This is a genomic window from Chryseobacterium sp. POE27 (assembly GCF_039727685.1).
Taxonomy (GTDB): domain Bacteria; phylum Bacteroidota; class Bacteroidia; order Flavobacteriales; family Weeksellaceae; genus Chryseobacterium.
This window is the reverse complement of the sequence record NZ_CP152475.1, coordinates 1,798,115-1,825,000: the sequence shown is the minus strand read 5'-3', so window position 1 is coordinate 1,825,000 and position 26,886 is coordinate 1,798,115. Positions and strand designations below refer to the sequence as shown.

The window sequence follows — 26,886 nt, the reverse complement described above, 5'->3', positions numbered from 1 at the left end:
ATAGCCAGAGGTTGAATTTTTTCATTAATTAGAATATCCTATTAATTCTTCTTTTTTTGAATTATAAATTCTGTATTCTAAATATTTAAAAGAGTCTCTTGGGACAACGGTTACCCATTTTTTGTATTTCATGAACCATTTCATCTGAATACTGTTGACACCTTTGGTAAGATATGCTTCAACAAACGGATGTACATGAAGGTAAAGCTTCCCTTTTTCCTTTTGCATAATGGTTCTGAGGGCGTCACCCATTCTTTCCACGATAACGATAGGAGCGACGATTTCTCCGTCTTTATTAGGGTTTTCTTCTTTGGTATCGATCTGTTTTTCCGGACGGTTTCTTTGTCTGGTGATCTGTATCAGCCCGAATTTGCTTGGAGGAAGTATTTTGTGACGAGCTTTGTCACGTTTCATTTCTTCTTTCAGATGTTCGTACAGATCTCTTCTGTGTTCGGGATTTGTCATGTCGATAAAATCGATTACAATGATCCCACCCATATCACGGAGACGCAACTGCCTTGCGATCTCTGTTGCTGCCATCTTATTTACATTTAAGGCATGTTCTTTATTTACGGCAGCTCCTGTTGTGATATTATTACCGGAGTTTACGTCGACTACGTGCAGCGCTTCGGTATGTTCTATGACAAGATAGGCGCCTTTTGAGCTTGGAATATTGACGTGTTTTCCAAAGCTTTGCTTGAGCTGTTTTTCAACGTTATAATATTCCAGAAGAGGAATATGAGCATTGTGAAAATGAACAATATTTTTTCTTTCCGGAGCAATTACTTCCAGGTAGTTTTTCATTTCATCAACCATTTGTTCATCATCACAGGTGATGCTTACAAAATCCTGGTTGAAATTGTCTCTCAAAATAGCTGAAGCTTTATCGTCTTCACTTAATACTCTGGACGGAACTTTATTTTTCTGAAGATTTTTAAATGTGGTTTCCCATTTCTGAATCAGCTGATTCATATCGTTGTGAAGATCTGCAACTTTTTTTCCTTCTGCTACAGTTCTTATAATGACTCCGAAACCTTCCGGTTTAATACTTTCTATGAGTGTTCTCAACCTTTCTTTTTCTTCAAAGCTTTTCACTTTTTTTTGAAACTGACACTTTATTGTCGAAAGGTATAAGCACCAGAAAGCGGCCTGTAAGCGAAATCTGAGTAGATATTCGCGGTCCTTTTGTAGAAATGGGCTCTTTGGTAATCTGCAGTAAAATGACGTCATCTTTTGCGATGACTTTGTCTACGGTTCCGTTTTTATCTATTTCGCGCTGTATTTCGAAATTTTTTAAGCTTGAAGTGCTTTGTGCTTTGGAAATAGTATCCTTCAAAAATTTTCTGTAGGTAAGATATTGTGGCCCAAGATCCTGATAATGGAGAAAGGCATCTTTTTCATAGCCAATATTTACAAATGCGGCATTCAGATTGGGAGCCAGCTTTTTTTACTTTTCCGATAAACAGATCTCCAACTATAAAGTCACTTTTGTCCTCTTGCTCATGAAGTTCACATAGTCTTCCGTCTTCCAGCAGTGCAATCTTTGTAAGATCATCCTCATGCGAAACTATTAGTTCTTTCTTCATTTTGATGTAAGATAAAAATTGTTAAGAAGGTAGAAAACAGATATATATATCATCATATAAATTTATCCTTAAGTTAAGAATTAGTACTGAATGAATAACAATTTTTTTGATAAAATATAAAATCCTTTCATTGCCATCTTAATAGTTACAAAACAAAATATAGTCGGTGAATTTTTAAAAATTTAAAATCACCAACTATATTGTATATTATAAATCTCAGGAATGAGATTATTTTTTCTTATGTCTGTTTGCTCTTCTTCTTTTCTTTCTTTTGTGAGTTGCAACCTTGTGTCTTTTTCTTTTCTTTCCGCTTGGCATAATTATAATTTTTTAGTAACTAGTTAATATTCAGTTATTATTTCGTTTTAACTTTTGTTTTTACTTTCTCCACAAAAGATTTTGATGGTTTGAAAGCAGGAATGTTGTGAGCAGGGATTACAATTGCAGTGTTCTTAGAGATGTTTCTTCCCGTTTTAGCCGCCCTTGTTTTAATGATAAAAGATCCAAAACCTCTCAAATAAACATTATCTCCATTATACATAGAAGTTCTGATTTCCTGCATAAAAGCTTCTACAACTTTCTGTGTTTCATTCTTTTCGGTTCCCAACTTATTTGAGATGGTGTTTACCAATTCTGCCTTTGTCATTTCCTTTTTAAATTTTAAATTTTAGGTGTGCAAATTTAGTTAAAAAAATTGAATATTAGCAAATTAGTGGCAAAATATTTTTCGTTAAGAGATTGAAAATTGAATGTTTAGTCTGTATTATGGAGTTATTAAATCAACATTACATACTGGAATTGTAATATCCGTTCTCTACGCAAAAGCGTATCAGGTGAAGTTTTGTTTTCAATCCGAGCTTTTCCGTGAGGCGATTGATGTAGGTATCTATGGTTCTTGTACTGAGATTCAGCTTTTCACCGATTTCCTTGTTGCTGAAGCCTTCGTAGCAGAATTTCATGAGCTGGATTTCCGTTGGAGAAAGTTCTTCCTGGCTTTTTTTCTGTCTGTCCATGTACTCCATTACCGCGAGCGGCTGCTGTTCCCATTGTTTTGTATAATTGCTGTAATCGAAAGTATCGGATGTGATTTTTCCTTTGATAATATCTTTGATGACGTTACTCTTTTTCTGACAGTAATAAACATTCGGTATTTTGGAAAGGATCTCTGCCATATCCTCCTGATAGGTCCCGGAATAGGTAATGATGGGGGTTTCAGTATTGCTTTTCCGTATGTATTTTATGGCTTCAAGCCCGCTAAGTACCGGCATGAATAGCTCTACAATAAAAACATCTTCCTGCCTTCTGTAATTTCTGCTGATCAGCTCATGACCATTGTTGCAGTCATTAAGAAGCATATAGAATGGGTTTTCGGTAAGCATTTTGATTAATATTTTTTTAAAATAAAAATCACTGTCTGCAATGGAAAACCGCACAGTATTGGTCAATAATTTGCTCACTTTAATATCGATTTGGTGTGTGATGATTAAAAAATCAGATCACTAAATTATGAAAATAAGATGAAAGTGAAAATTAATCTTAATTTAATTGAAAAAATAATATTACATCAACATAATATTTAAATTTTGTGAATAAATTATTTTTTTATAATTTCACATTCCAAACAAATCACATTATATGTCTTCGAACCGGGAGAAAAAACTAAACAAGGCAGACGTCAGGATAGGCATTTGGAAATTTGTTCTATCGTTCATCGTTTTATCAGGTGTTTCTTTCATCTGTGTATTTTTCTTTTTTAAAAGCTACGACATCCAAAGAGAAGGGATAAAGAATGAAGCGGACAAGTACCGGGATCTGCTTAGAAGAAGCACTGTCCTGAAAGATCATATCGAAAGTATATTTTACCGTATGGATCAGCTTGACATCAACAGGGTGCAAAATGATATTTTCCTGAGAAATGCAATCATGGAAGATGTCAGGAACGCGAGAGGGGCCATGGGGACAGACAGTGCGAATAATTTTAAGCACTATTCCATCCTGATGAAGCATATTGAGCCGATGCTGGCCTTAAAAAAACAGATCATTGACGTTTCTTATAAGGAGCAGGTAGCGCTGAGAAATCTCAACGAATGCAAAGGGAAAATAGGAATTATCAATAGTGAACTTAAGGTAGATCCTACCAGGAAATTTTCAGGAATGCGAAGAAGAAGATAAAACGAACACTATGCAAGCACAAGTTACCTTATCAAAAAAAGAAAGGCGTTACCAGTTTTTATATTTAATTCTGATGCTCTTTACGGCCCTTATTTTTATGGGAATCATTTTCTTAAGAGGTTTTCAGTCTCCTTTTTCGGATAACGATATCGTATCAGTCCAGATGCTGGAGGAAAAGGCGAAATTTGACCAGAAGCAAAAATTGTCTTATAAAGTACTGGACAGTACTTTTTCAATGATCAATAAGCTTACCGACGAAGCTCCGCAGCCTTTTGTGGAAAACAACATTATGTATGGGATCAATGATGTAGCCGGCTATTACCAGAACGGTGAAAATATCAATGACATCAGAAAAGAGGCATATCCGCAGATCGCGGAATTTTATAAAATGTATTTCAACGACAAAAAAATTATTTCAAGTAAAACTGAGAATATCAAAAACTTTGAAAAACAATTTGAAGAATGCTCAATCGGTTTTAAGGAAAAGAAAAGTCAGCTTTTCCAGCGCGAAACAGCTTTGAATTCAAGGTCTCAGTAAGCTTTTTACACTAAGGAAAATTATTACACAAACACAATACACACATCACACAATCATTAACTATGAATTACTTTCAGAAAAACAAGAAGAACATTATTATCGGTGTTATTGCAACATTGTTAATAGCGGCATTGGTTGCATTATGGCTGCAGAAGAAAGTGATACACTCTTCCGACGATATTGTCGGACTCGTCTATCCGTCTACCCTGAAAGAGGGAGATACGCTTTCATTCGAAGACAAAACACAGTTTGCCAAAACCAAAAGATGGAATTTCGGAGACGGAACCACCAGCGATAAAAGCAAGGGCATTCACTTTTACAACAAACCGGGATATTATCAGGTAACATTGATTATCGATAATAAATATTCCAAATCTTTTCCCATCATTGTTTCTTCAAGAACAGTTCCGAAAAAGGACAGTGTAAAAACGGTAACACTCATTGACGCCCCTTCTCAGGCCATGCAGTTCGAAAATGTGCAGTTCCGTGCCATTTCAGACGGTAAACAGTTTACCTGGAAATTCGGGGAAACCGGGAGAATTGATTCTAAAGACAAACTGGCGATCTATTCTTATCAGAAGCCCGGTGATTATGTGGTAAGTCTTATCACCGATGAAACAGCAGAACCGGTTCTTCACCAGATCAAAATTCTTCCTTACTATGATGCATTGGAAGATGAAGTAAGTGTAGAAGACACTTATGCCAAAATTGATAATGATTTTAAATATCATCTTCAGCAGATTGCCTACGGAAACAACTTCAACATGCATTACAATTATCTGTTGAGAACGTATCTCTGCAACAACGAAAATACAGTAGTGAAAGTAAACGACAGCAAAGTAAATAACTTTTACATGTATTGCGCAGGACTGCAGTTTGATAAGAATAATGTCATTCAGACCGTTAAAGTAAATTTTGATGATGCACAAAACTGCGTTACCAAAGTAGATATCAACCAAAGCAAATAATATCCGTCTCATTTCGGGATTCACACTCACACTATCATAAAATATTAATAAGGATGAAAAATAAACTTCCTCTAGCAGCATATTATATCGGAATTTCGGTATTGCTGACAGCCTGTCAGGTAAAATTACCGTCTAAAAGAACGCCCGAGCCGGCACATTACGGACAAGTTGATAATTCACCTGTCGTTAATGGTTTTCCGAAAAAAGCAGTTCCATGGATTGCTATTTCAGACCGATCCAGAAATACGGCCTATCTGGATAAAAGTGATGAAAAATCTTATAAAGAAGTTAAGTTTCTGGAACCGTTGATGGTTTTAAAGCACCGCGACGGTATGGTAAAGGTAGCAGAATACATTCCTGATGCTTTAATGAAAAAAAGTTTCATCTAAACAGGTGAAAACCTATGGTTGGATTCCGGAATCTGACCTCCTTTTGTGGAGCAACTCACTTAAAAGCGAAAAAACAGGTTTTCCGGTGAGAGTTGCCGTAGTACCAAGCAACAGCGAAGTCATCAGAAACTCCGAAAGATATTATAAAAATGATTCCATTATGGTGTTCAATTCACCGAGTCTTATCGAGCAGGCGAATGTGAAAATCCCGAACGGCCAGATGGTTTACGTTTACAAACAGGCAGAAAACAACAAAAGATTTCTCGTAGGGAAAAATCCGACTATTGATATCGACAGTATAGGAACAAGTCTTTACGGGTGGGTAAGTTCCAATGTTATTTCCAGCTGGGGTGAACGTTCTGCCGTCAAAATGAAAAATACTACAGGAATCACGGATACCACTTTAGGCATTCATGAAGGTGCTCCCGGAGGAAATGACTCTGAAAACAAAACGGCCATTTTGCTGACGGATGTTAACAAAAGAACACCACTCGAAAATATTTTCCCGGTGACTTTACCTTTAAATGAAACACCAGCTCCGGATTCTAAAACCAAATATTTTACGAATATTCTGGATTACAGCAAAAATTATGTTTTCAATGTTTTAGGTGAACCTATTGACTTTGAAAGATATAGAGAAATAACAGATAAGGATAAGAAAATAAACATTGTATTTACACTGGATATCAGCGCTCCGAATGCGCCGTATGCTCCCATTGTAAAATCCCTTTTGCAGGATTTACAGCTAAGGTTTGAAAAGCCTTCCTATTTTAATCAGGTGAAATATGGCGTAGTTTTGTATAAAAATAATCCGTGCGGTGATAATGTGGCGGTTTCTCCTCTGAATTCTGATTACAGCAAGATCACAACATTCATCGATCAGAAAACCAATGAGATGAACTGTGCAAGCAACAGCGGATATCAGCCGGTAAACGAAGGCCTGATGGCAGCAGGAAATCTGTTGTCTAATTTTCCGGACGAAACAAACATTGTGGTTACCGTAGGAACATCAGCAGCCCAGAATGGAAATATGTATGGGGTGATCAATTCTCTTACTCAGGCCCAGGCAAGAGTGATTATGTTCCAGACAAGCGCAAGATCATCAGATACATACAATGATTTTGTTTTGATGGCTGAAAACGTAGTAACGAATACGGCTAAAAATATTGCAGAGCTTAAAAAACAGAAAATCATCAATCAGAATGATGTTTTAACGAAAAATAATTTTAATCTTGTAGAAGGTGACGAAGGCTTTTTCTCATTGGATTATCCGAAGCAGAGTATGTCTCAGGGATTCGTTATTTTCCCTAAAAAAAGGAGACATTGCAACCCCGGGATATCTTAAAAAATCTGTAGACAGCCTGATATCGCAGGTTACCCTGGATAATATGACTTTAGATAAATCTTTAAACGATTATTTCCATTCATCGGTGGGAGCCGGAAGAACGGATGTTGATCTGAAATACAAATATATGTATCCGGGACTTACCAATCCTGTTCCTGCGGGCATTGCGGCGCAGCTCATCAATTATGGAAACCCGTTTTTGGTAAAAGGATATATTCCGAAAGATCTTAAAGATTATAAGCCCGGACTTGAAAAAGGAATTTTAATTTCTGAAACCGAATATGATAATTTAAAATTATTCTATACTGAAGTTTACCAGAAAACCGGTGCTGAGAGATCAGATTTCAGCCAGGCGAGGGCGGTAAGAGAATTTGTGAAACTTTTAAAAAAATACAATCCGACGCTACAGTTCCTGGATAAAGGTGAGCTATACAAAAAGCCGATGTCTTATGCGGTAGGAGTAAGCACAGGTTTTGATAATTCTGAAGAAGAGATGATGTCAAAATATATGCTGAAAGGCTGGAAAAAATCTAAAATTGTAACCAATGAAACGGCAAGAACTTACTTCCGTCACTACAAAGATTTAGCTGAGAGAATGCTTTCTCACAGAAATGATCCGGCGGTAAAAATTCAGCAGAACGGGCAGACTTTCTATTGGCTGAATGAATACTTTATGCCGACAATGCTACCCACCGAACAACCGGAATATACTAAACATTAACAACTTAATCATACGAAAAGCGGAATTAATTTCCGCTTTTTTTATTTTTTTAATGTAAATTTTTTATCTTTGATAGTATCCAAACCAAAATATTATGTCACAGCAATCATCTCCCCATGACGGCAAACACTTTGTCGTACAGAAAGGTAAAGCCCAGTGCAACCAGGGTGATCAGTTCCCTCAGTATAAAGTTACCTCTCATCAGCATCACTTCTGGAATGATTCAGACGGAAACGCAGATTTTCTGGCCGTTACCGAAGACGATCTTCAGTTCAATCCTTCCGGGCCCAGTTTTGGAAAGTGTAAATTAAAACCTTCTTCAGGCGGAAATTTACCCTGCTCTTATGCACCTTCCGGAAAATGGCAGAAAACCTATGAAAAGGTGAAAATATTAGGTAAAAAGATCGTTACAGAGGCCTCTGAGCTACAATGTACGGTAGGAGGAAAAATTACCATTAAAGATCACGGACAACGCGGACAAATGAGTAAACAAAATGTGAAAAGTGCTGATAGTAAAACATTGCGGCACATCAATCCGCTGGTAAATATACAGAACTACAAAGAAACTGTTCTGGAAAGTGAAATTGATGCGTACTAATTAATCTTAAAAACACTTTCTATGTCTAAAAAAGGAGTTTCAAAAATTTCAGGAAATCCTACCCCTACAGTAGGTGAAAAGACCACCTATATGGTTACAGACTGGTATCCTGCAACGCCGGCGGACGAAAGAAATCCTGCTGAAGTAATCTGGGAGCTTTTTAAGAAACGTGACAATGGAAGCTTTACAACGACTAATATCAAAAAGAAAGGTGACGGAAGTTTTACATTTGGTGAAGTGGCAGCTAAAAATACCTATCGCCTGGAAGCTTATCTTCATGAGCCTGAAGGGCAGGGGCCCACAACGCTTGATATTACACCACAACCTGCAGGAGTTCCACAGATCACGAAAGTTGATCTGAGGTATGTCGATGATTCTCCCGGAACTGTTTTCAGCTATACCGAAAAACTTGTAGCTAAAGCCCAATGTGTGAATCTTACGGGAAAGAAGTTGCTGTTTACCCTTTGGGAAGATGATGCTCCCGGCGAAGGACATAATGCCAACAATCAGTTTGTTGAAAGTCGTGAAGCTATAGTAGACAGAACGGGAACGGCTACTGCGGAATTTGTTTTAACGAAAGCTTTAATGCAGAAGGCTTCCCAGGGAGAAAGAGATCCGAAGGAATTAGAATTCTATGTGACGGTAGAATATTATAAAGATAAAAAACATGCTTCAGAAAACCGGGAAGTAAAAAATCCTGATTACAAACCGCCTGTGCCACAGTCAGACCCAAGTACGCCAAAGACGAAAACTCCAGCTGCTACTTCTACAGCTCCGCCAAAAGCAGCCGGTTCTCCTGCCGCCCAAAAACCTCAGTCTAAAAAGGAGGAAAAAGGGATCATGGATAAAGCGGCAGAATGGTGGGATGAGCTTTGGGACTGGGCAGAATCAAAAGGTACGGTAAAACCGGATAAGAAACCTACACCACAAAAACCGGAAGGAAAAACGACAAGCGTTGTAAAAAATGAAGATGCACAAAGTACCGATTGCGGCGAAAAATACTGCATCAAAAAAGGGGATAAAAATGAGGTTATCAGAGAGATCAATATCCGGTTGGCAGGATTCGGAGGAAATGTACCTACAGATGAGTTTACAGACCGCACCGAGAAAATGATAAAACAGTTTCAGAGAGACTATATGAAAGTTCCCGAAACCGGTAAAGTATGTGGAAATGTTTTAAGAGCAATCGACGAATTTTCTACAAATTTTGATCTGTCTGCTACTGTCTGGAACCAGCTTAGTTGTTCCTGTACGACCAAAGGCAAGGAAGTGACAAGTAAACTGAGAGGTATAAAAGAACTTAATAAATGTGATAAGTTCGGAGATAAAACAGGAGATAATACCGAACCTGAAAAGTCAAACCGTTATGAATATCCGGGGATTCACAGATCGCTTTTGTTTGGACTTAAGGCTGTTAAGTTTTATTTAAGCAAACAGGCAACATATAGTTTGGGGAAAATAAGCTCAGGCTACAGATGTCGGTTCAAAAATTTCAGAACGACCAATCATCAGGGGAAGGCAATTGATATTCAGTTTGATAAGGGAACATGGCAGATTCGTGGGCAGCTCTATAAAAATATTGCTGAGCTTAAAAAAATAAGAGAGGATATTTTTTATAAATATCTTAATGCAAAAACCAGCTGGACAGAAAAGAATAACTTTAGTTTAGAGCCTATTGGATTGAATACCGATAATTCATTGGTTGATTCCAATCATACTTATAGCTGGATACATATGGATGTAAGGGAGTTTGATAAGAAGTATCTTGATGATAAATATTTTGCCAAAAACTCATCCTCTCTGAATGGCAAAAGCATTATGCAGCTTGCTCTTGAAGCAGGATTTAGCAATACATGCAAATGTATTAAGAAATTTGAATCTCAGCAGAAAGATACAACTACATCGCCTGCTGCGGATTGCGATACGAAATTTAAGAAAGTAGCACCAATTATTCTTGCTCACGAAGGAGGATTTGTAGATCACCCTTCAGACAAAGGCGGAGCAACTAATAAAGGCATTACATTTGCTACATGGAAAAAATATGCAAAGGAAGACGTAGATGTAGAACCAACGCTGGAAAATTTAAAGACAATAACCGACGAACAGGCTACTACAATTTACCGCAAAAGATATTGGGAACCAAAAGGATTCTGTAAAGTGGAAGATGAAAGAGTAGGACTGATGGTGTATGACTGGACGATTACTTCAGGTGGTGCCGGAAAACAGGTACAGAGGCTGCTGAAGAATGAATTTGAACAGGATATTAAAGACGACGGAACAATAGGCTCCAAAACCATTGAAGCGATCAATAACGTTCATGATCAGGACAAGCTGCTCACAAGGATAGCCGAAATAAGAAAGCAATATTATACAGATCTCACTTTTACAAATGGTAAAAAGAACGATCAGGATGTTTTCCTTAAAGGCTGGCTGAACAGAGTAGATGATTGTCTGAATTTTAAACCTTAAGTAAGCATATGAGATTTTTAATATTAATTTTTTTACTGATTGTAAGTTGTAAAGAAAATAAGGCTAAAGCAACCGATACAAAATCTGTCATCAGTTCCCCTGCAGAAAACAACAATAATGCATCAGCACACAATTGGTCAGGCGAATGGATCTATCAGAAAAAACAGGCTAATGCAGATGTTCCCGAAGAGCAGTTTACCCTTACCATTATTCAGGAAGGAAATAGTATCAAAGCACAGTATTGTGCCATTGCCAACAGCGGTGGGAAAATAGACTGCGAAAGTGAGCAGAAATATAACGTAATAGGAAACATTAAAGATGATAAAATCGTCGGTGAGTTCTTCAGCTTTTTTGGCGCTCCATCAGACAAAGGCGAATTTGAAATCTCTTTAATTGATGATAAAATTCATTGGAAAGTAATCAAGGCTCCCAAAGGAACGTTTTATGCCCCGGATGACTGTGTACTTACCAAAAAAGAACATAATTACACCGCTACAAAACCTGTCAGCTCTTCCGGTAACGAAGCTGTAGATCTTTTGCCAGTAGACTATAAAGATCTTGAAAATCAGAATAAAATAAAATTCACAGATCATCCTGAAGACTGGCTAAAGAAGGCTTTTATGGATAAGTTTGATCTTACTGCCGATGCAAGTGCGAAAATCCTCTCAAAAGACGGCTATGATCTTTATATTGTAAATAATGTGGGCGGAGACAGCGAACTGATCTATTTAGTTTCTGCAAAAGGGAATGCAATGTTAAACGGAATAAATGTAGCAGACAGCAATGGCGACAGTGAAACAACAAAAACATTTTCTATAGATGCAAAGAATACGATTAATATCTTCAGCGAAACCGGAGGCAGGAGAAGCTTGATTGAAAAATATGCCTATAATCTTGGTAAATTTGAGAAAAAATAAAGTTTAAAACTATTTTAGAACTTTAAAGAGATTGTGCTGATGCATGGCTTTTTTAAATTTTATTATAATTAAAAATAAAAATATTTTTTGATAGAAATTTATGGTATTTTTGATTAATCAATCACATAAGAAGTAAACTTTTATGATTAAACAAAACTTTATCGGCCTATGCCTTTTCACAGGACTCACTGTCATTTCATGTAAGAAAAATGAGGCTAAACAGGAAAAGAATATTCAGGATTCATCAGCTGTTTCCGGCGTGATAAAACAGGATTCAAATCCGGCTTCGGAACAACAAAAGGCAATAATAGATTCTGCAGACACAGGCATCAATGATAATGATAAAGTAAACTCGGCAGTTTCTAAAAAAATAGTTGAAGGAACCTTTGTCGCTAATAACTGTGACGGTGGCAGGTTTTCAATTGAATTTAAAAATAACGACGGGAAGCCAACTTTTAAAATCTTTGATAAGAAGAAAATTATTGCTGCCGGCAATGTCTCTTCTGAAACCGATGAAAAAACGGGCGAAATAACAGGTCTTGTCATGGGGGAAATCGGCGGATTGTTTGATGGAGATAAAATTACCATTCAGAACTATGGAAATTCCATGAATGAATTTGATCATTTTACACAATGCGGCGATAAGTATTTGGAATTTACAAAAGAAAAATAATTTTCAAGACGCATTTTTCGCCTTCTTAAAATACCTTTATAAACATTTTTGTAAAATAATTTTTTACACTACATTAGGGTAAGTCAAAAATCGGAATATATGATCGTTCATTTTATACTTTCCGGAGAAACGCTGGAAAGCATATCTGAAGAAATTCAACTCGAAAATCCGGAATATCTTAAAGAATTTCACAATAAGCATTGTGCAAGAGAAGATTTTATTTACGATAATCTTATTCCACGGAAAAAACTACTGATTCCTGATATTGATAAAATTAGTGAGTACAACAGCCGGAACGATGCTTATTTCAAAAATCCCAGACTTAATCCTGTATTGCCTTTCAGGCCAGAAAATTTCAGCAAAATTTATGCTGTTACCAATAAAGAAATTGAAGAAAATCTGTTGGATAGGCAGCAAAATACTCTTACATACACCGTCTCTGTAAAATGGATCAGAAATGAAGATGACTCTCATATTTTTCACCTTTTTAAAAATAATTTTTCAGACGAACAGGGAAGCATGATGGCAGATCTGGCCTCAGAATCCGTCCGCTCGCTTAACCCCTTGGAGATAAAAACAGATCGTAAAGGGAATATCATCAATGTGAGCCTTACTCAGCATACAATGGATCAATTTAAAAAGATAAAAGAGCGCCTGAACGATCTTTTTCCTGATCAATACGCGAAAATTTATCTCGATGAATTTGAATTCGCCATTCTTAACAAAGAAATTTTTGCTGAAAGAATGAGGGAAGATGTCTTTATTAAAAACTATTTTGCTTCTTTACGGAATACATTTATCAATGGAAAATCGTATTTGCAGCAATCAATAGGAGAGGAAAATACACCTGTTGATCTCCAGCAGAAAATAGCAAATGCTGATTATGATGAAGAAATTATTCTGCTTCAAACTCCGATATCATCTGGCAGTGAGATGAGTTTTTCCGGAAAATACACCCTGAATACTCATACCGGAATGGTTAAAAATATCGATATTCAACACAGTATTTTCCAGTTCGGAGTTAAAAATTTCAGTTTTTTTACTCTTGCAGAATTGGTGTAAATCCTCATTAATAAAGGATTTTATAGTTTAAATATATTCAATGTCGTAAAACTACTACACGAAATCGTAGTATTACTACAAAAAGTCACATTTGCGTGTAAAAGTTTTTCTAAGAAATTTGTTGCCTATATCTTTGTAACACAATCACCGAATCACAAAATATTATTAACGATTAAAATTTACCATCATGGCAGCAAATTCAAGAGGAATTCTTAAATTCAATGGAGGCGAAGGTCAAAAATTATTAAAGCTGAACTACAGCGTGTCAAGATCTACTGACGTATCGGGCAGAGTAGCTTCAGATCCTTCCAACGCAATCATCAAAGTAACCGTAGAAGCAACTGAAAAATCAGATATTCTGGAAAGCTTACTGAACGGAAAATACAAACCTACAACAGGTGAAATCACTTTCAATAAATCTCACGAAGAAGGTACATTAATTACATTGAACTGGGAAAACGGTTATGTAATCCAGCACGAAGTAGACTTCGATGCCGTAGACGAAAACAGCATGCTGATCAGCTTTATCATCAGTGCTGAAACTATTGATTACGGTAATTCCAAGTTTCAAGGACTTTGGCCTTCAAGCTAGAAAAACTGAACGTAATTTAATATTCATAGGAAAAGACTGTCATCACGAGGCGGTCTTTTTTTACCATTATAACAACAAAATTTGCTATGCTTTAGATAATATTATTGAATGCTTAGCGAATTGATATTTTATCCTCTCAAAAAAAACGGATATATTAGTAAAAGGTAAAAGATTCAGATCATTATGGATTAATTTTTGCTGCACTTCAGCAAAACATAATTGGTGAGAATCTCACACCACAATAGAATATAAATTTGAAAAATACACAATGGGAGTACTAGTAACCAACGAAACCGTAAAACAGCTATTTCATATTGCTCAGTCTATCGCGCGAGAAAATTATAACGCAACTTTTGGCGGGCCACACATTCTTCAGGCATTAATGCATAAAGATATCGGTCTTTCAGATTTTCTGAAAAGCATTGATAAAGATCCGGGATATTTCTACGAGTGGGCAGACGTGCGAATTGAAGATTATCCCAAAACCACCCATCTTCCCGATGAGGTAAAAGAAGATGAATCGGTAGATACTATCGTTGAGGAGGCCGATGATATCCGTTTAAAGCTTGGTTTGGACGAAATCACGCCAATCTGCATCCTTACGGCTATTGTAAAGCCTCAGGTAGCTTTTTCGCTTCAGCAGCTGAAATCTCTACCTTTAAGAGAACATGAAATTTTCAATCTTTACAGAAAAGATACGCCTTACGAAAGCTTAGGAAACCAGGAATTTTCTTCCATTTTTTCAAACGGATCAGATTATTCCGATAATTCCTTTCCTTCCATTAAAAATTATTGTGTAGACCGAACGGCGCAGGCCAGAAAAGGCGAGTTGGAAAATATCATCGGTAGAGATAAAGAACTGAGAATGCTTGTGGAAATACTTTGCAGAAGAAGTAAGCCCAATGTGATTATCATCGGTGAACCGGGTGTAGGAAAAACAGCAATGGTAGAAGGCTTTGCTATTGAAATCACCAAAGGAAATGTTCCCGAAATGCTTAAAAACGGAACATTACTCGAACTGGACACAGGCGCTTTATTAGCCGGAACTTCTTACAAAGGCGAAATTGAAGATCGTCTTAAAAAAGTGATCAATGAATGCAAAAAAATAGAAAAAGCTATTCTTTTTATTGATGAAATTCATACGCTCTTAGATCCGAAAGGCAGTATCGGAAATGTTGCCAATTTATTGAAACCTGAGCTGGCAAGAGGCGAAATTACCGTAATCGGAGCAACCACACAGGAAGAATACAGAAAAATTATCGAGCCTGAACAGGCTTTCAACAGACGTTTTGAAGTACTTACCGTCAATGAACCGGACGAAAAAACCTGTGTTAAAATGATCGATGTTTTGCTCGAAGGTTACAAAAAGCATCACGGAATTGAAGTAGAAAAAACAGCACTTCCCGAATGTGTACGTCTCGCAAAAAGATATTCTAAAGGCAAAAAATTACCGGATGCGGCGATCGATTTATTAGACAGGACGATGGCAGCTATTAAAATGCTTGATGAGCTTTCAGAAAAAGAACTGGAAAGCTGGAAAAACAGATATGATGAAATTCTTAAAGAAGAATTTTTTGATGATAAAGATAAAGCTGATGAATTGATCTGGACCTACAATTTGCTTAGAGACAAGATAAGCCCGATTTTATGGGGATCTCTGAGCGAACAACCTCAGATTGACAATTCAATGCCAGTGGAGCAGATTCAGAAAACAATTGAAGATACTTATGCTGAACTTTTGGAGCATGCGGCGAAGAAAAGAGAAAAGGTTGACCGTCTGGAACTGGCGGCAGTAATGGCTGCTAAAACAAATATCCCGATAGGAAAAATTCAGGCGCAGGAAAAAGAAAAGCTTCTTAATATGGAATCTCTTCTAATGAACAGAGTTGTCGGGCAGGATCATGCGTTGAAAATTCTTTCTGATGCTATTGTTGAAAACCGAAGCGGACTGAATAAACCGGGACAGCCAATCGGGTCTTTCTTCCTTTTGGGACCAACCGGAACCGGAAAAACAGAGTTGGCAAAATCAATGGCGGAGCTTCTTTTCAATGATGAAAAAGCAATGGTTCGTTTCGATATGTCGGAATTTAAAGAAGAACATTCTGCAGCGCTTCTGTATGGCGCTCCTCCGGGATATGTCGGTTATGAAGAAGGAGGAATGCTGGTCAATAAAATCAGACAGCAGCCTTACACGGTGGTTTTATTTGATGAAATTGAAAAAGCACACCATTCGGTTTTTGATGTGTTTTTACAGATCATGGATGAAGGAAAAGTGCATGATAAACTTGGAAAAGAAGGAGATTTCAGCAATGCTTTGATATTATTTACGTCAAACATCGGAAGTGAAGAAATCGTAAAACAATTTGAAGAAGGTAAAATTCCGGAATCATCATCTTTAATGCAAATTATGTCGAATTCCGGAAGATTCAGACCGGAATTCCTGGCGAGAATTACAGAGATTATTCCTTTTGCTCCGATCACCGAATCTATTGCAGAAAGAATTTTTAATATTCAGTTAAAATCGCTTCACACATCACTGACAAGACTCGGAATTGCGCTTAAAATTTCTGATGAAGCGGTGAAAAACCTTGCATTAGGCGGCTTCAGCAGTAAATATGGAGCAAGACAGATCTCAGGAGTCATCAGATCTCAGCTCGCAAGGCCAATCTCCAAAATGATTGTTCGCGAGGAAGTAAAATCCGGGCAGACCATTCATGTAGACTGGAATACAGAAGAGGAAAAATTAAATTGGAAAGTGGAATAAATAAAACGATATACGTTAAATTTTTAATTTACGTTAATAATATATGAAACCAAATCTCAAAAATATTGTCCTGACAGGAATGTTGCTGTTGTGTTCACATTTGATGAATGCGCAGTTTCTTGCGGCTTCTGATACGTCAGAAAGCAGTGTGAGACGATATAAGAGTATTATCAGCGCCAATAAGGATATTGTTGATTTCATCGAATATTCTCTTGCAGAAAAAGGTTTGCCCAAACACCTCAGAAACCTGGCCTTAATTGAATCTCATTTTAACAGAAATATTACTTCGGGAGCAGGAGCGGTAGGTGTATGGCAGTTTATGACTTCACATGCCAATCAGTACGGACTCACCCAACAAAACCGGACCGATCTTTATAAAAGCACCAAAACAGCAGTAATCTCTCTGGCTAATTTATATAAAAAATACAATAACTGGGTGACGGTAGTAGCTGCCTACAATTGTGGCGAGGGAAATATTGCCAAAGCCATGGCGGCTGCCAATTCTTCTCAATACCATGTATTTTATAAATTTTTACCGGAAGAAACCATCAACCATGTCAAAAAATATCTGAATGCGTGCTATGCTACCGGAGAACTTCAAAATGTTTTAAGCAACTACAATTCTTCCAGAATGAATACCGTATTTTTCGTGAATGGGGGAAGCGGTAAAAATAATGAGTCACTCGCGGAAACGGATATCAATGCAGGATTTAATTTAAATGTCATTGCCGATGAGCTTGATGTAGATGTTGCCAAACTTCTATCCTGGAACCCTGGAATTTCACAGGAGCTTCAGGATAAAGGAGAAGGAATCCTGTATCTTCCGAAAGATCTTATGCCGGATTTTTTATTAAGGAAAAACAAAATTCTTTCAAGATCAATAAAAGAAAGTAATACGATTAACACCAAACAGTAAAGAACTTAGCGATAATGTTTAACCTATCCAAATCACAGGTCATATGAAAACAGAATCACCAAACATACCGAAAACCCCTTCATTCCGTCCTTCTCAGAATGCCGACGGAATTTCGGAAAATCATCATGCGGGAATCAACAGATTAGTAAAGCTTTCCCTCGTTATTGAAGGAAAAGTAATAAAATACTACAAGCATTTTAAGCTGACTCAAAGCGCGAGAAAACACCACGAATTCAGCGTAACGTTAGCACATGATGCATTGGGTGACCGCCAGACCCATACTCTCGAAGAAGCCAATAAGTTTTTGGGAAAACGTCTTACTGTTGTCATTTCTTACAAAGACATCGACAACAGCCCTGAAAGAACTTTTGTAGGAGTCATCACCGGGGTTGGGTTTAGTCAGGAAAGAATGAGCCTTGGCAATATTGTTTTAACGGGCTACAGTCCGACCATTTTATTGGATGGCGCGCCTCATATTCAGAGCTTTGGCGGAACATCACCTGTGAATATGGGAATTATTGCCAATGAAGTGATTAAACAGGGCATCGATACCGGTCGTTTTGATGTAAGGGTTGATACCAATGATTATTCACAAATTATTTACAGCAGCCAATACGACGAAACGCATTATAATTATCTTGCAAGAATGGCTGAAGCCTATGGCGAGCAGTTTTACTATGACGGAGAAGTTCTTCATTTCGGTAAACTGCCTCCTCAGAATAAACCCATTAAATTAACATACGGAAGCAGCGCAAACAATATTAAAGTTGAATTAAAAGCTGTTCATACAAAACCTCAGTTTTATGGTTATAACAGCAGTAAAAATGAGAAGTTAACTTCAGGAGACACACCAATCCAGCATGTGGGAGATTTAGCCAAAACGGCTTATGCACACAACGAAAAAATTTATAAAACTCCTGCGCTTCAGATTGCCCCGATTAAAGCAACCACCCATCTTGATGTAGAATATTCGCAGAAAAGTACATCGGGAAGTCAGGCTGTCAATGTATTTTCTTTATCAGGTAATACTACGGTGCCGTTTTTACATCCAGGCTGTGTAGTTGACGTTCAGATGCGTAAAATTGATACTAACGAATCTTCTTATTTCACCAGAATTATGGTGACGGAAGTTTCACATGAGGTCGATACCATAGGACATTATACAGGAAGCTTTGAAGGAATTGCTTCCGATACGGGATTTTTGCCTAAACCGGAGTTTACAACCCCAAAGGCAGAACCACAAATCGCTACCGTCATCTCCAATACAGATCCGGAAGGACAGGGAAGAGTGCAGGTAAGGTTTGACTGGCAAACGAACGATACTACTCATTTTATAAGAATGATGAGTCCTGATGCCGGAGGAACCGACCAAATTACTCAAAACAGAGGATATGTGGCCATTCCGGAAGTAGGCGATCAGGTGATGGTGAATTTCGTTCACAGCCATCCCGACAGGCCATTCGTCATGGGAGGAATGTTCCATGGAGGGATAGGACTTGGCGGAGGTGTGGATAACAGGGTGAAATCTATCCAGACCAGGAGCGGTCACAGAATTGTTTTTACGGAAGATGAAAGCATTATTATTACCGATAAATCAGGGAACGAAATTCATTTGGATACAACGGGAAGCAATATTACCATCACCGCTCCGGAAACGATGACGCTCAACTGTAAGAATATGAACATCAATGTTGGTGAAAATATGAATACCAATGTCGGAATGAATATTTCTGAAATTGCCGGAATGAACAGGAACAGCAGCATCGGAATGCTTAATATGATGAGCGTTGGAACTGATTTCATTACCAATGTGACGGGAGAAATGATAGAATATATTCAGGGGAATAAAGAATCGCATACCGACAAAGACAGGGTAAGCACGAGCAACGGAAAAATTACTACGCAAAGTGTAGGAAACCACGAACAGCATTCTGATAAAGAAGTACAAAACAATTCCGGAGAGAAATCTAAAAACTATTAATGCGCTATGAAACAGACATTCGTAGGAGGAAATATTTTGGAAACAACCGGAGGAAACAATCTTTCCTACGCCAAAGATGTTATTGAAAATGTCGGCAGTCAGGTTATACAGAAAGGTCAGGAAAATGGTGTAAGCTATGGTAAACAGGGCGCCCCGCCAAAAAATGAAAAAATTTATGATGTGGTCATGTTTGTGGCAGGAACAACAGATCCTGTCAACACAACAGGACTAAAACATCAAGCCAATACAGATTACTGGCAAAGCAGCAAAGACAACTTTTGGAACAAAATAAAAGCATTAAAACCACAATTTCTGAATCTTCATATCGAAGGAAGTTTTTTCAGCTGGTCCGGTGATAACGATACCAAAGAAAGAAATCTGGCAGCAAACAGACTGTTGGATCTGTTTTTAAGGGTTTATAAATTCTGGAAAAATCAGGAAGTTCATCTGCATCTTATCGGGCATTCGCATGGCGGAAATGTCATCAACCAGTTTACCGAGCTTATTGCGACAGATCCGAAATTTCCCAAAGCCTGGAAGGTAAAAAGCATCACTTATTTATCAACGCCATTTTTTCAGCACAAGCACCAGCTCAATCATTCTAAATTGCATAAGCAGTGTCAGATTATTAATGTACACAATGAATATGATTTAACACAACAATTGATTGCAGATTTCAGCCTAGTGAATCTGGAAGGACTCATCAAGCAGTTCCAGATGGAAAAGTTTGACAACGGAATCACAACGCTGAAAAGTGTAAATAAGGAAGCAATTACAAAATACCTTAAAGGATTTCCAACCAGGAAAACGGCAACTGCTGCATGGGCAGAAATGGCAAAAGGATTTTTAGGTATCGGGATGATTACGACAGAATTTATTGCCTATATTAATTCATTAAAACTCGAAAATTCTAATCTTACCGCAGAAAAAAATACATTCGTCACCCTTCTGAATAATTTCCTGCAATGGACCAATGATGTTCGCAGAAACTATGAAAACGGCGGAAGCTACGATAAAATAACCTGGGCGAAAAACCTGAACCTTACTCAGGGAATGAGAGTTTTAAATATCCTTTTCGACATAAGAAGCGGAGTGAATGACAGCTACATTTTGAATTTACTGGCAAAATTATTCAGAGCACAGGCAGGCATCACAGATACTATTGAAGTAACCTCCTGGAATCCATCAAAGCAAACCAAAAGTTTACCGCTGACACATGTTCCGATCTATGATAAAGATCCTTATCACAGCAGAAACAAAAGAAACCAGTGCAAAAACTTCATTGCAGGCGCTTCTGCTGCGGTACACAATAATAATCTGGAAGAAGTTTTAATGAGGCTGCTCAGCCAGTTTATAAAACCGGATCAACTGGCAGATTATATTGACTATATCAATTACGCTGAATTTGTTTTTACCGGAAATCTCGACAGAGAATTAAAAATATTAAAAGGGAATTTTGAGAGATATCATACATTGGTAGAAAGATACTATGCAGATTTGGTGGCTCATAAAGATGAAGCAGAAATAAAAGATATGATGCACAGGCCGGGAACCGTTCCTTATCTGGCAATGGCATCTCATAGTCTCAGCCATACACAATTCTGGCCGGAAGTAGAAGCGGGTCTGAAAAAATCTTTCAGCTCAGGCAGAAATCCGGGATATATGAAAAAGTAAAATATGAAAAACCAAAAAAAGCTGGCGCTGTTCAGTTTTATTATATTTATTATATCTACGGCAGCCGCGTCGTACTGGTATATTTTATTGCATTATTACAGAGAACATGATCTTGAGAACATTTCTACCATAATTACTCAGGTAGGGCTGGTAGCAGGAGCAATTACGACGTTCATATTCTTTCTTATTAATCTGTGTATAAAGAAAATAAAAGATAAAGGATTACGGTCTTTTCTGGTCGTTATCTTAGTTATATTTTTTATCGTTTTTGTATATCATCTCACGTTAAATATGGTTTTTTACCATACGGACAGTCCTCAGTCTTTTATAGAATCCTTAATGGAATTTTGATGAGGTTTTCTGTTAATCAAGTAGCATTATGAAAAAAACAGCTTTTTTATTCTTCATCAGTTTATCTTTATCGGCTTTCGGGCAGTCTGTTCAGGAAATGGTAAAAGATCTGGACGGAGATTCCGTAAAAGATACGGTTCGTATTGACAGCGATTCCCGAATAATAGTATGCATGTTGTCCACACAGAAATTTAAAAAAATAAAAAGCGGAAAAATTCAGAAACTCAACTTTGGAAATACACTTGTTGCGACGAAAAAAGGATTTGAATTCTGGAATGATTTTGACAGATCCGGATTCAGATGTGTTTTTGAATATGATCCGAAGGCAAAAAAAATGCAGCTCGTACAGATGAGAAGAATTGATGATATTTTAAGTTATGATTACGGTGAAAAAGCTAAAGGAAAATCAAGTATTAATCTTCTTACCAACCAGTATGTTGGTGATTTCTATAAAGTCAATCATGGAAAACTACAGAAAATTCCAACGATTAAAGCAAAAATGACATTTCCAAAAACTTACCTGGAAACATTTACGGATTCTGTTTGTTTTGATTATGAAGCAAAATGCCTGGCTTTGTATAAAAAGTTTGAAATTTGATAAGTTGTTTTTTTATATAGAAATCCGATAAGTTATTTTTCCTTGTCGGATTTTTTTAGGTTAAAATTTAAAAAAAGAGATAGGTTAAAATAAGTTTAATTCTACCTTAAATTAATCTTACTATTTCCCTTGTCTGTGTAATTATAGATTAAAATTACAGAGTCTATTTTCATTTTAAAGTGCTGTATTGTAGATGTTTGATGTAAGTTGTATTTCTTTTGTCGTAGAATTACGACATGAAATCGTAGAATTACGACAAAAAATAAAATTAATATTCCAAAGCTTTTAAAATAAAAATTTGTGATCTATCTTTGATTCAACAAATCAGACAAACCAACCAAATCACAAAATATTATTAACGATTAAAATTTACGAATCATGGCAACAAATTCAAGAGGAATTTTAAAATTCAACGGAGGCGAAGGTCAAAAATTATTAAAGCTTAACTACAGCGTTTCAAGATCCACTGACGTATCTGGTAGAGTAGCTTCAGACCCTTCAAACGCATTGATTAAAGTTACAGTGGAAGCTACTGAAAAATCAGACATTCTTGAAAGCTTACTCAACGGAAAGTACAAGCCTACAACAGGTGAAATCACTTTCAACAAATCTCACGAAGAAGGAACTCTAATCACGCTTAACTGGGAAAACGGTTATGTGATCCAGCATGAAGTAGATTTTGATGCCGTAGATGAAAACAGCATGCTGATCAGCTTTGTGGTAAGCGCTGAAACCATCGACTACGGAAATTCCAAATACGAAGGTCTGTGGCCGAGTAGCGGTAACTAATACCTACAATCATCTTAGTAAAATAAAATTGGTTACAGAATAGCTCAGCTCACCCGAGTCGCTATTCTGTTTTTTGTTTTTTTGGAATGAAATTAACCTGAATTCAGTTTAATGGTTAATTACTTATCAGCATTATATCAATCTGATAATGAATTTATTCGATTTTTGTATTGGATAAATTTCAGCATTTTTAAAATTAATATACACCATCAATCAAAATTGTAAGGCTATGTTTCAAGATGATAAAACACCGAAAGTATCTTCTGCAGGAGTACCTTCCAAGGTAGAACCTATGGGAGAAATCAGAAAAATGGCGGAAGATCAGGCGGTAAATAAAGCTACGGAAAAACTTCAGCAAAAAACAGACGGGACCGTTCAGAAAACGACACAAAAACTGGCGCAGGCACAAGCTTACACCGGAGTTGTCGCAGGAGCTTCCGGAATGCTGATGAATCAAAAATTACAGCCGAATACGCCGTCTTTAGTTGAAGATAAAGTCTGGTCCCAGCAGCCTACTTCAAAAATACATAATGCGCAGGCAATTCCTGAAAGCCAGATTTTGGGCATCAATCGTGTCGTAAAGCTGGATATTGTGGTGGAAGGAAAATCGGTAAAACATTTTAAACATTTCCAGCTGAAACAAAGTGCAACCAGACATCATGAATTCAGCTTAATGCTGGCTCACGATTCTTTGGGAAATGCAGAAAATCATAATCTTGAAGAAGCTCAAAGTTTTTTAGGAAAAAGAATCACGGTTATTTTTAAATATAAAGATGTTGAAGAGGGTCCTGAAAGAAGTTTCGTAGGCGTTATCACAGAAGTAGGCTTCAGTCAGGAAAAAGGCAGTCTGGGAAATATTGTACTTACCGGTTACAGTCCCACAGTGCTCCTTGACGCCGCTCCACACATTCAGAGTTTTGGCGGTGCTCAGGAAATAAGCCTTAACAGTATTGCAGATCAGGTTATTAAAGAAGGCCTTGGAAATGGGAAATTTGATTTCAGGGTAGATGCCCGGCATGGAAATGTGTCTTACAGTTCTCAATATGAAGAAACTCATTACAATTATCTTGCAAGGATAGCAGAAGCGTATGGCGAACAGTTCTATTATGACGGCGAAGTCCTCCATTTCGGGAAACTTCCGCCTCAGGAAAAACCGGTGAAGCTCACCTATGGAAGCAGCGTAAATGATGTTAAAATCAAAATGAAAGCTCAGCATGTCAATCCAAGTTTTTACGGATACAACAGCAGCAAAAATGAAAAATTAACCACAGGAAACTCCAAAATTACCCATACCTCAGATATTGCTAAACGCGCTTACGAAATTTCAGAAAAAACATTTACAACTCCTTCACTCAGAGTAGCACCCATTAAAGCTGCCTCCTTCATGGATGTGGAAACTTCACAGAAAGGAACGGCCGGCAGCAAGGCATCAGATGTATTTGTAACCTCGGGCAATACTACGGTTCCGTTTTTATACCCAGGCTGCATTGCAGACATCGAAATGCGTAAAACCGACAGCAACGAAACTTCTTTCTTTACCAAATTAATGATTACCGAAGTGCGTCATGAAGTGGATGCGCGAGGATATTATACAGGAACCTTCGATGCGATTGCTTCCGATACAGGTTTTATTCCTCGTCCTGAATTTCAGTTTCCAAAAGCAGATGCCCAGTTTGCCAAAGTAATTTCCAATACAGATCCTTTAAATCAGGGAAGATTACAGGTGCAGTTTGACTGGCAGAACGGATCAACAACTACAGAATATATCCGCGTGATGACTCCAGACGGTGGTGGCAGCGAAAAGGTAAGTAAAAACCGTGGATTTGTAGCCATTCCCGAAGTCGGGGATCAGGTGGTGGTTAATTTCGCCCATCAGCATCCGGACAGACCTTTCGTCATGGGCGGAATGTTCCATGGTGGAGTCGGCGGCGGCGGCGGCGCAGGAAATAATGTTAAAAGCCTAAGCAGTAAAAGCGGGCATATCATCAGTCTTGACGACGGTGGCGGAATGACCGTGAGAGACAAAGATCAGAATTCGGTTTTTCTTGATGGTGCGGGGAATATCAGTGTTGACAGCAAAGAAACGATTACTTTAAAATGTGGAGAAAGCTCCATTTTTATGGATAAAGCAGGAAATATTATCATTAAAGGAAAAGAAATCATGGTTCAGGGTGATAATATCGGTGTCGGTGGAACATCCAGTATAGGAATCGGAGTCGGACAGGAAGGCGGAAGCCCCACATCCGGAATCGGTATTGAAGCAACAACATTGGATGTCGGAACTACAACTCTTTCTATGGGTGCAAAAACCGAAGCAAACCTGAGCAGTAAAAAAATCAACATCGGTGGTGGAGATGAAACCAATATCGTAAGCGGAACGGTAAAACTGAATTAATCACAGACAGAACAACTGAAATATTTGTGTTTTTCACTGAAAATAAATAGTAAACTAAAGCTAATGAATCCGGTAGATTTGGAACTGGTAAAATTAAAGAGACAATGGCAGAATATCGTTAAAAATAACGTAGAAAAACCCATGCTCATTGCTTTAGGTGAAAAACATGAAACTGATCTTTTTGACGGATTTATAAAATCCAGGTTATCCGAAGATTACGATGGTGAAGATGTTTTTTTACCACATTATCAGGAGTTTAACGGAATGAGTTCTTTCGGGGAAATTTTGTTTCAGGAATGGAAAGAATATTATGAAATGCTTGAGAAAAGCGAAGAAAATATTCCGGAATGGAAACTTGCGATTTCTGAAAATCATTTCAAAACCGATGCTTATAAAGCATTTTTTCCTTTACTGGAATTAAAGAAAAAATTTTCCAATATTAAAAATTCAAAGATCTTTCTCTACATCGCTCCGGTCAGGATCAGTGAGATCGGTGAATTGTCGATATGGGTGAAAGAATGGTGTGAAATCTGCAAAAAATCAGGAAATCAAGATATTAAGCTGGTTTGGGCAGAGCATCATTTACATAAGACTTTACCGGAAAATTCTTCTGCACACAGTTTCAGGGTTGAGGTTGATATTCACCAGCTGATGCAGAATACCGCAGCGCATACCAACAGAACGAAAAACAGTCCGGATACGGATTTTCAGCAACAGATTCTCACGGCAAGCAATCATCTAAGCAAAGGAAGATGTAAAGAAGCTGAATTTGCATTAAAAAATGCCGTAAAACTGGCGAAAGAGCAAAAGAATAAATCAGGAGAAATCTCAGCCTATTTCATGCTGACACAGGCTTATATGGCAGATAAGAAAAAGGAAAAGGCAGAAGATACTTATCAAAAAATATTTGAAGAAGTGGAATCAGATTCTCCTTTGGAAGTGCAAATGTATATGAATTACGGAACTCATTTGCTGGGTAATTCCAAAAAGTCGAAAGCAGAAACAGCCTTTGAAAAGGCTGCAGAAACAGCAAAGAGAATAGGAGAATATGCGATGGCTATTGAGTGTTACAGAATTATCGGAACACTGAATGATACGGCTCTTACCAGAGATAAGATGATCCGCCATTTCGAAAAATGTCTGGAAATCGCAAAATCGATGGAGCCTTCGGCAAGAGAGTCAAGCAGTCTCAAATTTGTAGCATCCATGCTGATGATAAAATATGAAAATGACACAGAAAAGAAAGATGCTTTAGATAAAGAAATGAAAAATTATTTTGGGGAAGACTGGAAAGTAAGTGTGGAAAAACCAAAATATGATTAAAATATTTTAACAGGTAAGGTCTAAAATTTTAGATCAACCAAAAACAAAATCACAAATTACAATAT

23 protein-coding genes and 1 pseudogene are annotated in these 26,886 nt (G+C 37.5%); 21 read left to right on the top strand and 3 right to left on the bottom strand.

Features of this window, described 5'->3' with window-relative positions; translation table 11 throughout:
* Positions 1-24: 24 nt before the first annotated feature.
* The 3 genes and pseudogenes from AAHI02_RS08555 to AAHI02_RS08545 all read right to left on the bottom strand — a co-directional run bounded on the left by AAHI02_RS08555 (position 25) and on the right by AAHI02_RS08545 (position 3,043).
* Positions 25-1,586 (bottom strand): annotated as a pseudogene (locus tag AAHI02_RS08555) (Rne/Rng family ribonuclease).
* A gap of 355 nt (positions 1,587-1,941) precedes the next feature.
* Complete coding sequence (locus tag AAHI02_RS08550) at positions 1,942-2,232, bottom strand: HU family DNA-binding protein (protein ID WP_042720843.1); 291 nt, start codon at positions 2,230-2,232, stop codon at positions 1,942-1,944.
* A gap of 139 nt (positions 2,233-2,371) precedes the next feature.
* Entirely contained in the window at positions 2,372-3,043 is a 672-nt protein-coding gene (locus AAHI02_RS08545) for a response regulator transcription factor (RefSeq protein ID WP_346986278.1), read from the bottom strand.
* A gap of 178 nt (positions 3,044-3,221) precedes the next feature.
* Between AAHI02_RS08545 and tssO the strand changes: the two genes are divergently transcribed.
* The 21 genes from tssO (at position 3,222) to AAHI02_RS08440 (ending at position 26,821) form a co-directional block, all read left to right on the top strand.
* A complete protein-coding gene (gene tssO, locus AAHI02_RS08540; protein ID WP_346986277.1) occupies positions 3,222-3,758 on the top strand; it encodes a type VI secretion system TssO in 537 nt (178 codons plus the stop codon).
* Positions 3,759-3,768: 10 nt separating this feature from the next.
* Positions 3,769-4,296: a type VI secretion system transmembrane protein TssO gene (locus AAHI02_RS08535; protein ID WP_346986276.1), complete on the top strand. Its 528-nt coding sequence runs from the start codon at positions 3,769-3,771 to the stop codon at positions 4,294-4,296.
* 62 nt (positions 4,297-4,358) lie between these two features.
* The gene (locus tag AAHI02_RS08530; protein WP_346986275.1) at positions 4,359-5,264 is read left to right on the top strand and encodes a PKD domain-containing protein; all 906 of its coding nucleotides are present in this window, start codon (positions 4,359-4,361) and stop codon (positions 5,262-5,264) included.
* 53 nt (positions 5,265-5,317) lie between these two features.
* The gene (gene tssR / locus AAHI02_RS08525; protein ID WP_346986274.1) at positions 5,318-5,653 is read left to right on the top strand and encodes a type VI secretion system protein TssR domain-containing protein; all 336 of its coding nucleotides are present in this window, start codon (positions 5,318-5,320) and stop codon (positions 5,651-5,653) included.
* A gap of 4 nt (positions 5,654-5,657) precedes the next feature.
* Positions 5,658-6,998 carry a hypothetical protein gene (locus tag AAHI02_RS08520; protein ID WP_346986273.1) on the top strand — a complete coding sequence of 447 codons (1,341 nt, stop codon included), beginning with the start codon at positions 5,658-5,660 and terminating at the stop codon, positions 6,996-6,998.
* Positions 6,895-7,719: a hypothetical protein gene (locus tag AAHI02_RS08515; RefSeq protein WP_346986272.1), complete on the top strand. Its 825-nt coding sequence runs from the start codon at positions 6,895-6,897 to the stop codon at positions 7,717-7,719. The genes AAHI02_RS08520 and AAHI02_RS08515 overlap by 104 nt, the downstream gene beginning before the upstream one ends.
* Before the next feature lie 94 nt (positions 7,720-7,813).
* Positions 7,814-8,317 (top strand): DUF4280 domain-containing protein, encoded by a 504-nt coding sequence (locus AAHI02_RS08510; protein WP_346986271.1) that lies wholly within the window; start codon positions 7,814-7,816, stop codon positions 8,315-8,317.
* A gap of 21 nt (positions 8,318-8,338) precedes the next feature.
* The gene (locus tag AAHI02_RS08505; protein ID WP_346986270.1) at positions 8,339-10,786 is read left to right on the top strand and encodes a glycosyl hydrolase 108 family protein; all 2,448 of its coding nucleotides are present in this window, start codon (positions 8,339-8,341) and stop codon (positions 10,784-10,786) included.
* A gap of 8 nt (positions 10,787-10,794) precedes the next feature.
* Entirely contained in the window at positions 10,795-11,703 is a 909-nt protein-coding gene (locus AAHI02_RS08500; protein WP_346986269.1) for a hypothetical protein, read from the top strand.
* Positions 11,704-11,845: 142 nt separating this feature from the next.
* Positions 11,846-12,376 carry a hypothetical protein gene (locus tag AAHI02_RS08495; protein ID WP_346986268.1) on the top strand — a complete coding sequence of 177 codons (531 nt, stop codon included), beginning with the start codon at positions 11,846-11,848 and terminating at the stop codon, positions 12,374-12,376.
* A gap of 99 nt (positions 12,377-12,475) precedes the next feature.
* The gene (locus tag AAHI02_RS08490; RefSeq protein ID WP_346986267.1) at positions 12,476-13,438 is read left to right on the top strand and encodes a hypothetical protein; all 963 of its coding nucleotides are present in this window, start codon (positions 12,476-12,478) and stop codon (positions 13,436-13,438) included.
* Positions 13,439-13,625: 187 nt separating this feature from the next.
* On the top strand, positions 13,626-14,030 hold the full coding sequence (gene tssD, locus AAHI02_RS08485; RefSeq protein ID WP_346986266.1) for a type VI secretion system tube protein TssD: 405 nt from the start codon (positions 13,626-13,628) through the stop codon (positions 14,028-14,030).
* Positions 14,031-14,298: 268 nt separating this feature from the next.
* Entirely contained in the window at positions 14,299-16,794 is a 2,496-nt protein-coding gene (locus AAHI02_RS08480; protein ID WP_346986265.1) for an ATP-dependent Clp protease ATP-binding subunit, read from the top strand.
* Between the two features lie 43 nt (positions 16,795-16,837).
* On the top strand, positions 16,838-17,710 hold the full coding sequence (locus AAHI02_RS08475; protein WP_346986264.1) for a lytic transglycosylase domain-containing protein: 873 nt from the start codon (positions 16,838-16,840) through the stop codon (positions 17,708-17,710).
* A 43-nt stretch (positions 17,711-17,753) separates the two neighbouring features.
* Complete coding sequence (locus AAHI02_RS08470) at positions 17,754-19,691, top strand: phage baseplate assembly protein V (protein WP_346986263.1); 1,938 nt, start codon at positions 17,754-17,756, stop codon at positions 19,689-19,691.
* A gap of 6 nt (positions 19,692-19,697) precedes the next feature.
* Complete coding sequence (locus tag AAHI02_RS08465; protein WP_346986262.1) at positions 19,698-21,365, top strand: hypothetical protein; 1,668 nt, start codon at positions 19,698-19,700, stop codon at positions 21,363-21,365.
* A gap of 3 nt (positions 21,366-21,368) precedes the next feature.
* Complete coding sequence (locus tag AAHI02_RS08460) at positions 21,369-21,716, top strand: hypothetical protein (protein WP_346986261.1); 348 nt, start codon at positions 21,369-21,371, stop codon at positions 21,714-21,716.
* Between the two features lie 28 nt (positions 21,717-21,744).
* The gene (locus AAHI02_RS08455) at positions 21,745-22,314 is read left to right on the top strand and encodes a hypothetical protein (RefSeq protein WP_346986260.1); all 570 of its coding nucleotides are present in this window, start codon (positions 21,745-21,747) and stop codon (positions 22,312-22,314) included.
* A 378-nt stretch (positions 22,315-22,692) separates the two neighbouring features.
* Positions 22,693-23,103: a type VI secretion system tube protein TssD gene (gene tssD / locus AAHI02_RS08450; protein ID WP_029296847.1), complete on the top strand. Its 411-nt coding sequence runs from the start codon at positions 22,693-22,695 to the stop codon at positions 23,101-23,103.
* 229 nt (positions 23,104-23,332) lie between these two features.
* Positions 23,333-25,498 carry a phage baseplate assembly protein V gene (locus tag AAHI02_RS08445; RefSeq protein ID WP_346986259.1) on the top strand — a complete coding sequence of 722 codons (2,166 nt, stop codon included), beginning with the start codon at positions 23,333-23,335 and terminating at the stop codon, positions 25,496-25,498.
* 63 nt (positions 25,499-25,561) lie between these two features.
* Positions 25,562-26,821, top strand: a complete 1,260-nt coding sequence (locus tag AAHI02_RS08440; protein ID WP_346986258.1) for a hypothetical protein — start codon at positions 25,562-25,564, stop codon at positions 26,819-26,821.
* Positions 26,822-26,886 lie beyond the last annotated feature (65 nt).